This is a genomic window from Gordonia aichiensis, from assembly GCF_039946255.1.
In the GTDB taxonomy this organism is placed as follows: domain Bacteria; phylum Actinomycetota; class Actinomycetes; order Mycobacteriales; family Mycobacteriaceae; genus Gordonia; species Gordonia aichiensis_A.
This window is the reverse complement of sequence record NZ_JBCDWL010000008.1, coordinates 147,943-156,582: the sequence shown is the minus strand read 5'-3', so window position 1 is coordinate 156,582 and position 8,640 is coordinate 147,943. Positions and strand designations below refer to the sequence as shown.

Annotated in this window: 9 protein-coding genes; all 9 read right to left on the bottom strand. The window is 69.0% G+C overall.

Translation table 11 applies throughout. The features are described from left to right. Window positions 1–451: 451 nt before the first annotated feature. The 9 genes from ccsB to AAFO60_RS11775 all read right to left on the bottom strand — a co-directional run bounded on the left by ccsB (window position 452) and on the right by AAFO60_RS11775 (window position 8,627). Window positions 452–1,477 (bottom strand): c-type cytochrome biogenesis protein CcsB, encoded by a 1,026-nt coding sequence (ccsB, locus tag AAFO60_RS11815; RefSeq protein ID WP_347956392.1) that lies wholly within the window; start codon window positions 1,475–1,477, stop codon window positions 452–454. 34 nt (window positions 1,478–1,511) lie between these two features. Beyond that, window positions 1,512–3,131 carry a cytochrome c biogenesis protein ResB gene (gene resB / locus AAFO60_RS11810; RefSeq protein ID WP_347956391.1) on the bottom strand — a complete coding sequence of 540 codons (1,620 nt, stop codon included), beginning with the start codon at window positions 3,129–3,131 and terminating at the stop codon, window positions 1,512–1,514. Next, window positions 3,128–3,937 carry a cytochrome c biogenesis CcdA family protein gene (locus tag AAFO60_RS11805; protein WP_347956390.1) on the bottom strand — a complete coding sequence of 270 codons (810 nt, stop codon included), beginning with the start codon at window positions 3,935–3,937 and terminating at the stop codon, window positions 3,128–3,130. The genes resB and AAFO60_RS11805 overlap by 4 nt, the downstream gene beginning before the upstream one ends. Then, window positions 3,934–4,614, bottom strand: coding sequence for a TlpA disulfide reductase family protein (locus AAFO60_RS11800; RefSeq protein ID WP_424310290.1), 681 nt, complete (start codon window positions 4,612–4,614; stop codon window positions 3,934–3,936). Before AAFO60_RS11800 ends, AAFO60_RS11805 begins: the two co-directional genes overlap by 4 nt. Before the next feature lie 5 nt (window positions 4,615–4,619). Continuing rightward, complete coding sequence (locus AAFO60_RS11795; RefSeq protein ID WP_347956388.1) at window positions 4,620–5,246, bottom strand: histidine phosphatase family protein; 627 nt, start codon at window positions 5,244–5,246, stop codon at window positions 4,620–4,622. Next, on the bottom strand, window positions 5,243–6,601 hold the full coding sequence (gene hemL / locus AAFO60_RS11790) for a glutamate-1-semialdehyde 2,1-aminomutase (RefSeq protein WP_347956387.1): 1,359 nt from the start codon (window positions 6,599–6,601) through the stop codon (window positions 5,243–5,245). Before hemL ends, AAFO60_RS11795 begins: the two co-directional genes overlap by 4 nt. Before the next feature lie 222 nt (window positions 6,602–6,823). Beyond that, window positions 6,824–7,603, bottom strand: coding sequence for a DUF3093 domain-containing protein (locus AAFO60_RS11785; RefSeq protein ID WP_347956386.1), 780 nt, complete (start codon window positions 7,601–7,603; stop codon window positions 6,824–6,826). Next, window positions 7,600–8,073 (bottom strand): hypothetical protein, encoded by a 474-nt coding sequence (locus AAFO60_RS11780; protein WP_347956385.1) that lies wholly within the window; start codon window positions 8,071–8,073, stop codon window positions 7,600–7,602. Before AAFO60_RS11780 ends, AAFO60_RS11785 begins: the two co-directional genes overlap by 4 nt. After that, window positions 8,070–8,627, bottom strand: a complete 558-nt coding sequence (locus AAFO60_RS11775; RefSeq protein WP_347956384.1) for a hypothetical protein — start codon at window positions 8,625–8,627, stop codon at window positions 8,070–8,072. Before AAFO60_RS11775 ends, AAFO60_RS11780 begins: the two co-directional genes overlap by 4 nt. Window positions 8,628–8,640: the final 13 nt, after the last annotated feature.

Here is an 8,640-nt window from a genome sequence, read left to right as displayed (position 1 = left end):
TTACTCGATCACCCTGAAAAGGCACGACCCTCAGGCTTGTCGAGTAGCCACCGAGCGCAGCGAGGCGGCGTATCGAGACACCCCCAGATCTCGATACACTCGCTCACTCCGTTCGCGGGCTACTCGATCACCCTGAAAAGGCACGACCCTCAGGCTTGTCGAGTAGCCACCGAGCGCAGCGAGGCGGCGTATCGAGACACCCCCAGATCTCGATACACTCGCTCACTCCGTTCGCGGGCTACTCGATCAGCCTGAAAGGGCACCCCGAGACTGCCAGGTACCACTTCCAGGCTTGTCGACTAGCCACCGAGCGCAGCGAGGCGGCGTATCGAGACACGCGGATCTCGATACGCTCGCTCACGCCGTTCGCGGGCTACTCGATCAGCCTGAGACGGCACAGCCCCCAGGCTTGTCGAGGCGGCGTATCGAGACAACCCAGCCGGCGTCCGACCTACAGGCCGGCGTACGAGTGCAGGCCCGAGACCACCAGGTTGATGGCGAACAGGTTGAACAGCAGGGCGACGAAGCCGGCGACGTTGACCCAGGCGGCGGCGTTGCGCCAGCCGGCGGTCGCGCGGGCGTGCAGATAGGCCGCGTAGATGACCCACGCGATGAACGACACCGTCTCCTTGGGATCCCAGCCCCAGAACCGGCCCCACGAGGCCTCGGCCCAGATGGCGCCGCAGATGATCCCGAGACCGAACAGCGGGAAGCCGATGACGGTGCACTTGTAGGCGGTGCGGTCGAGCGCATCGGCGCTGGGCAGATGGTCGACCAGCCGGCGCATCGCGGCGCCGAAGCCGGTCGAGCGCTCGTCGACGGCACCGACCGTGGGCCACTGGTTGCGGACCAGGTACAGGATGCTGGCGACACCGGCTACCAGGAGCACACCGGAGGCGATGGAGATGATCGAGACGTGGATGGCCAGCCAGTACGACTTCAGCGCGGGCACGACAGGTGCGGCCTGGGTGTACAGGTAGCGTCCGCCGATGAACATCAGCAGCACCACCGGCACCAGCACGAAGCTCAGCAGCGGGCGGGCGTCCTTCTTGCGCAGCACCACCACACCGGCGCCGACACATGCCACGCAGGTCAGCGAGATGAACTCGTACATGTTGCCCCACGGCGCGCGATCGGTCGCGACACCTCGCAGCACGATCGACGCCAGGTGTGCGACGAAGCCGACCCACACGACCGGGTACGCCATGGCGGCCAGCTTCTCGCCGAGGCTGCGGCGCGGAGCCGGACCGGACACGCGGCCCGGCACGCGGTCGCCGGGCGTCGATCCTCCGCCCACCGAAGCACCGACGAGTTCGGCCTCGACCGCGTGTTCGTCGAGCTTGGCGTAGCGCGCGGCCGCGAGAGCTCCGAGGAACATCAGCATGGCCAGCACGTACACGGTGATGCTGGTGGCGTAGAACCAGTCCGAATAGCGCGCCAGATTCTCGTTGACGTAGCCGACGACGTCGTCGTTCATATCCGATTCCTCATCTCATCCCGCATTCGCGCGGTCACAGCTTCGCCCGCTTCTTGCCTGGCTCGGCGACGAACAGACCGCGGGCCTGCTCCTCGAATCCGTCGCCCCAGCCGGCCTGATCCGTACGGGCCAGTCCGGCGACCTCTACTACAGTACGTCGTTCACCGCCTCCGGCAACAGGCACGAGGCGCACCCAGAGTCGACGGCGCCGGATCATCAGCGACACGACCAGGCCCAACACCATGACGATCGACGAGATCAGGACCCCGGTCTGCAGCGGATCGTGCGACACCTGCACCGACACCCAGCGCTCATATCCGTCGAACCGCACCTGCGTGCCGTTCGGGAGCACCGTCGTGGCACCCATCGCGAGGTTCACCGACGCCTTCTGCTTCAGCCGCCCCTGGTCGATCAGGTCCTGATCGAGGGTGTAGACGTTCTGCGGACGTCCGGTGTCGAGCCCTGTGTCGCCCTGGTAGACGCGGATCGCGACGGTCGGCTTGTCCGGGATCGGCGAGGCCGAGTCCAGGATGTTGGCGTGCGGGAACACCGCGTCGGGCGCGAACAAGCCCTCGATCGCGATCTGATTCTTCCGCCGATCGTCCTCGTCGGGATACATCCCGGCGGGGGTGTCGAAACGCAGGGCGCCCTCCGAGAGCATGGTCTGCGTCGACTGCGGGATGAACGGCTCGGTCTGCGTCCGCTTCTCCCCGTTCGGGAAGGTGACGGTGAAGGTCGGCGCGAACCCGTTGCCGAGCACGTAGACGCGGTCGCCCGCGACCCGAAGCGGCCGGTTGACCTGCACCGACGTCTTCGGCCACTGATCTCCCGCCAGCGCCAGGTCGGTGGTGTAGGCCATGTCGGCGTCGTACATGTCAGGCTGCCCGCTCGGCAGGAAGCGCGCATCGAAATGGTCGATGCGGATGCAGAAGGGCGCCAGCCCGGTGCCGTCGACCATCGCTCCGGCGCGGAACGAGTCGTAACCGGCCGTCGAGGTGTTGCACAGCACCTGCTGACCGTCGGCGACCAGCGTGCGCGAGCCCTCATAGCCGAACAGCTTTCCTCCCGCGATGGTGATCAGCAGCGCCAGCAGGGCGAAGTGGAAGACCAGGTTGCCGAACTCGCGCAGGTACCCCTTCTCCGCCGAGACCTCGACGGCGCCGTCCGGATACTTGGCCGACGGCTCCACCCGGCGGACCTCGGTGCGCCATCCGCGAAGGTTCTTCTCGACTCGTTCGGCGAGCTGCGCGGGTTCACCGTCGACGGTCTCGGTGATGTGGCGCGGCAGACGGGTCAGGTTGCGGGGCGCCTTCACCGGCTTGGTGCGCAGCGCCCGGTAGTGCTCCAGGGTGCGCGGCGTCAGGCATCCCACCAGCGATACGAACAGCAGCACGTAGATGGCCGTGAACCACGACGACGAGAAGACGTCGAACAATTGGAGCCGATCCATCCAGACGCCCAGCTCGCCCTTGGCGGCGATGTAGTCGAGGGTCTTCGACTCGTTGAGCTCCCGCTGCGGCAGCAGCGCGCCGGGAATGGCCGCCAGTGCCAGCAGGAACAGCAGGGCCAGGGCCGTGCGCATCGAGGTCAGCCCGCGCCACACCTTGCGTGCCGGGCCCACGACGAAGCGAGAGAGAACCGATTGCTGACTCATACAGGCAACTCCACGTCGTTGATCAGCGAGATCCTGATCGCATCGATGAACTCATTCCACCAGCCGGTCACCAGGAGGACGCCGACCACGATCAGCGCGATACCGCCGATGATCTGGATCGCCCTCGCATGCCTGCGGATGAAGCCGAGACTGCGCACCGCCCAGGCCGACGAGAACGCCAACAGGATGAACGGAATGCCCAGGCCGAAGCAGTAGGCGGCCACCATCAGTGCACCGCGGACGGGCGTGTTGCCGTCGGTGCTCATGGCGACGCCGATCACCGCACCCAGCGTCGCGCTGCTGCACGGGATCCAGCCGACGGCGAAGACCGCGCCGAGGACCGGTGCGCCGACGAGCCCGGTGTAGCGGCGCGGCGTCATCCGCACATCGCGCTGCAGGAACGGGATCATGCCGATGAAGACGAGGCCCATGACGATGATGAAGACGCCGCCGATCCGCTGCATCAACTGCAGCCGGTCGACGTCGAGGAAGACCGAGGTGACGCCGAACAGGGTCGCCGTCGCCAGCACGTACACGATCGTGAAGCCGAGCACGAACAGCGCCGCGGCACCGACCACTCGCCAGCGGCCCGACTTGCGGTCCTCCCCGACCTGGACCGCGGGGGCCTCAGCCCCCACCAGTCCGGCCAGATACGACAGGTAGCCGGGGACCAGCGGCACCACGCACGGCGACGCGAACGAGATCAACCCGACCAGGATGCACACCCCGAGTGCGAGCAGCAACGGACCGCTGGTGACCGTGGAGACGAACGTGGCGCCCACATCGGCCAGCTGAACTTCGGTCATCGCGGAGCCGGGGCCTGGGTCGCGGGGGCCGGATTCTCAGCAGCCGGGGTCTCCGGAGCCGGGGTCGCCGAGGGCTTCGGCGCCGGACTCTCGGCGGCCACCTGGTCGACGGCGGCCCGCAGCTCCGGTTCGGTGATCGCCCGCAGGTACACCTTCGCCGGACGGTGCTCGCGATCGAGGACGACGGTCGTCGGCACGACACCCACCGGAACCCCCAGCGCCGCCAGGGTCGCCCCGCCGTAGTCGTAGATCGACGGGTACGGGACCTTGCGGTCGGCGACGAAGTCCTGGGCGCGCGAACGGGTGTCGCGGAAGTTGATCCCCACGAAGGCGACGCCGGCGTCCTTGGTCTCGGCGTACACCTTCTCCAGGTCGCGGAACTCGGTGCGGCACGGCGGGCACCACGACGCCCACACGTTCACCACGACCACCTCGCCCGGGTAGTCCGACAACTTCACGGTGCCGTCACCGAGCAGATTCTCGCCGGACACATCGCCGATGTCGCGGCGCGCGCCACGGTCGTATTCGAGGACGGTCTTGCCGTCGGGTGAGACGAACTGGTTGCCGTTGCCCTGCGCGACGGCGTCGTTGCCGGTGCTGCATCCCGCGAGCACCGCCACCGCGGCCAGCACCGAGCAGGCGATCGCCGCGACGCGCGTGCGACGCCCGACCGTCACGCCGGTCACGCGCCGGTGACCCGCGGGTCGGAGGCGCCTGCGGGCTCGGAGTAGACGATGTCGACGAGCGCGTCGCCGTCGTAGATCAGGCTGGTCAGCGAGGCCAGCGAGCACTGCCGCACCCGCGGGTCGTGCCAGAGCCGCTGGCCCTCGAGGAAGCGGCGCAGCGTGTACACGGGCAGCTGGTGGCTGACGCAGACGGCTTCGTGCCCGCGGGCCGCGTCGCGCGCCTTGTTGGCGGCGGCCAGCATGCGATGGGCGATCTGGATGTAGGGCTCGCCCCACGACGGGGTGAACGGATCGCGCAGTTTGAGCCAGTGACGAGGCTTGCTCAGCGCGCCGTCGCCCACCGAGACCTTGAGTCCCTCGAATTGGTTGTCGGCTTCGATGAGGTCGTCGACGGTGGTGATCGCGAGGTCGTGTGCGGCGGCGATCGGCGTCGCCGTCTCCTGCGCCCGCTGCAGCGGCGAGGCGAAGACCGCGGTGATGTCGTGGTCGGCGAGGGTCACGGCGACGGTCCGCGCCTGCGCGGCGCCGGTGTCGGAGAGGTGGTAGCCGGGCAGTCGGCCGTACAGGATGCCCTCGGGGTTGTGCACCTCGCCGTGGCGCATCATGTGGACGATCGTCTTCATCGGGTTCCCTCTCCGGGATTGCGGGCTGCCGCGGCGGCGGCCGCCGCGGCCGGGAGCGCGTCGGCGATGATCGAGAAGGCCTCGTCGTCGAGCGCTGCGGACACGAACCACGCTTCGAAGGCGCTGGGCGGCGGATAGACGCCGCGTGCCAGCAGGGCGTGGAAGAAGGGCGCGAAGCGCCAGGTCTGGGTCGCCTTGACCGCGTCGTAGTCGACGATCGGTCCGGGGTCGGGCTGCTCGGGGTCGGTGAAGAAGACGCTGAACAGGTTGCCTGCCTTCTGCACCCGATGCGAGACCCCCGCGTCGGTGAGCGCCGCGCCGATCATGGTGGCGAGACGGTCGGCGTTGGCGTCGAGCGCCGCGTAGACGTCCGCGGTGGCATGCCGGAGGGTGGCCAGACCGGCGGCGACGGCCACCGGATTCCCCGACAGCGTGCCCGCCTGGTACACCGGGCCGGTCGGGGCGAGGTGCTCCATGATCTCGCGGCGACCGCCGAAGGCGGCCGCGGGCAGTCCGCCGCTCATCACCTTGCCGAACGTGTACAGGTCGCCGGCGACCCCGTCGAGTCCGTAGTAGCCGGCCGGGCTGACACGGAACCCGGTCATCACCTCGTCCATGATGAGCAGCGCGCCGTGGTCGGCGGTCACCGTGCGCAGGCCCTCGTTGAAGCCGGCGACCGGCGCCACCGCGCCCATGTTGCCCGCGGCGGCCTCGGTGATGACGGCGGCGATGTCGGAGCCGTGCTCGGCGAAGGCCCGCTCGACGGCGGCGACATCGTTGTAGGGCAGCACCAGAGTGTCGTGGGCGGCGGCTCCGGTGACGCCCGGCGACGTCGGCAGTCCGAGGGTGGCGACACCCGACCCGGCGTCGGCCAGCAGTGCGTCGACGTGGCCGTGGTAGCAGCCGGAGAACTTCACGATCTTGCTGCGGCCGGTGAATCCGCGTGCCAGCCGGACGGCCGACATGGTGGCCTCGGTCCCGGAGTTGACCAGCCGGACCCGGGCGACCGGATCCACCCGGTCGATGATCTCCTCGGCCAGCTCGATCTCGGCGGCGGTCGGGGCACCGAACGACAACCCGGTCGACGCCGCACGCTGCACCGCTTCGACGATCGCCGGATGGGCGTGCCCCAGGATCATCGGGCCCCACGAGCACACCAGGTCGACGTAGTCGTTGCCGTCGGCGTCGGTGAGCTTCCACCCCTTCGCCTCGGCGATGAACCGCGGATCACCGCCGACGGCCGAGAACGCTCGGACCGGCGAATTCACCCCGCCGGGTATCGCCCGCGTCGCCCGTTCGAACAGTTCTGCGCTGACAGCGGTGTTCACCGCGGGGACATCGAGTGGAGCGACCATGGCCTCCAGTGTTCCAAAACCTGGCGCCGGCGCCCAATCACTGCCGCCTCCGTCACACCGAATCGTCGCTTCTGGGCCGAATGTTCTTCGGATCACCGCCGCGTCCGGCGCCGAGTCCGGGACCTCGCACGGCCGCTGCGGCCGACGGAGACGTCGGGATATTCACCGGGTCGCGGCGCTGCGCGCGGGATCAACCGACCATCAGCCGCTGTCCGACGACGGTCAGCGCCTTCCCTTCGGCGGCAGACCCATCTTGACCGCGAGGTGCGCCTCGGTGAGTTCGGTCCGGAGTCGTTCCACATCGCGCGCCCACGCCTGTACCAGCGACCCGTTCGCCAACCGCAGCCCGATGCCCTTGCGTCGACGCGGCACCGCGTGCAGCTCGCCCAGGGCGGGTGCGCTCTCCCAGTCCTGCGTCTCGGTGCCGTGGCTTGCCGGGAAGATCTTGACGATGTCGGCGATCTCGATCGTCTGCGTGCCCTCTCGCAGGGTGGTCTCGGTCAGGTGCATCGACACGTGCTGCCGTGCGGCGATCACCTGAAGCACGGAGAATCCGGTGAGGATCACCCCGAAGATCGTCAGCACCTCCCAGTGGATCCGCCCCTTGCCCGCGATCTCCATCGCTAGCGTCACCAGCACGAGGACCGGCCCGATCGCGACCACCCACCAGCTGCCACCCGGCTCGTAGAGCAGGGTTTCGCCGGGGTCCACCGGCGGCTCGGACTTGTGCTTCTTGCGCGGATCGAGCGTCGCCGATCCCCGTGGTGCGACGTCGCCGGCCGCGTCGTCACCGGCGGTGTCGTCACCGGTCGTGGCGTCACCGGTCGTGTCGTCACCGGTCGTGTCGTCACCGACCGCCTGCTCGCCGGTCGCCTCATCGGTTCCGGTGCCAGCGGACGAGGCGTCCTCGGCGCCGGTCTCATCTGCGCCGGTCTCATCTGCGCCGGTCTCGTCTGCGCCGGTCTCCCCGGCCGGGGTCCGGTCCTGCGGAGCGGCGGTCATCGGCCCTCGTCCGACTCGGCGTCGGCGGACGCCGCACACCCGTCCAGCTTGCAGGTGAACCACCGGTCGGCGGCCGGCCGATAGGCCAGGACCGAGCCGACGAGGCCGACGACCGCGGAGGCGAGCACGATCGCCAGTCCGGCGCTGCGGAAGCCGATGGTCAGCGGCAGGAGCATCACGACGACCACGCAGGTCAGCGCCGACAACGACGAGCGCCACTGCAGCGCGCCCCGATAGGTCTTGGCGCCGAGCAGGAAGTACGCGACACCGAGCACGGTGATCAGCACGTCGATCGCCAGGACCCCGAAATCGAATCCGAGCTTGACGAGGTCGTCGACGATCCCCAGGACCCCCAGCACGATCAGCAGCGCGCCCGAGAGCATCCACAGCCGCAGCGCCCACACCACGAGAGCGGGGCGTTCGCTGGGGTCGGGCCGCGGCTCCCGGCGGCGCGGTGGGATCTCGATCATCGGAACCTGCCCTGCCGAATGCGGGAACGATACGCTGCCGACTCGCGACAGAACGCCGAGGAGTCTCGATGCATCAGCGCCGCCAGGGCACCGACCGCGCAGACGCCGCCGAGGATGGTCGGGATCATCCCCCACGTGGCGGGCTCGGGCAGGTCCGACGAGCCCGTGGAGTCGGAGAACAGTTCGATGACCGCGAAGACCAGTTCGACGGTCAGCAGGGCGCTCGCCCAGCCCAGGATCAGCCGGGCCCAGGTGCGGCCGCGGTAGGTGAACCACATGAGCACTCCGGCCAGTCCGCTCAGCAGTGCCATCACGCCGACGAAGGTCACCAGCACGGTGGCGTCGAGGTTCTCGACGAGCGCGGGGTCGTTCATCTTGGTGCTCAGCTCGCGCACCTGCTTCTCGTAGCTCGCCTTGAGCGTGTCATAGCGTGCCACCGACGCCAGGATCTGCAGGGCGATCACGGCGAACCACAGTTGGATGCCGAGCCGGATCGTGTCGGGTCGCTTCGGCGCCGACGCGGGGCTCTCGGTCCACTGTTCGGGGGCGGTCATGGCACCAGCCTAA

Coding starts and splice junctions, on each gene's coding strand:
- ccsB (WP_347956392.1), bottom strand. CDS start 1,477: ATGAACGACGACGTCGTCGGCTACGTCAACGAGAATCTGGCGCGCTAT.
- resB (WP_347956391.1), bottom strand. CDS start 3,131: ATGAGTCAGCAATCGGTTCTCTCTCGCTTCGTCGTGGGCCCGGCACGC.
- AAFO60_RS11805 (WP_347956390.1), bottom strand. CDS start 3,937: ATGACCGAAGTTCAGCTGGCCGATGTGGGCGCCACGTTCGTCTCCACG.
- AAFO60_RS11795 (WP_347956388.1), bottom strand. CDS start 5,246: ATGAAGACGATCGTCCACATGATGCGCCACGGCGAGGTGCACAACCCC.
- hemL (WP_347956387.1), bottom strand. CDS start 6,601: ATGGTCGCTCCACTCGATGTCCCCGCGGTGAACACCGCTGTCAGCGCA.
- AAFO60_RS11785 (WP_347956386.1), bottom strand. CDS start 7,603: ATGACCGCCGCTCCGCAGGACCGGACCCCGGCCGGGGAGACCGGCGCA.
- AAFO60_RS11780 (WP_347956385.1), bottom strand. CDS start 8,073: ATGATCGAGATCCCACCGCGCCGCCGGGAGCCGCGGCCCGACCCCAGC.
- AAFO60_RS11775 (WP_347956384.1), bottom strand. CDS start 8,627: ATGACCGCCCCCGAACAGTGGACCGAGAGCCCCGCGTCGGCGCCGAAG.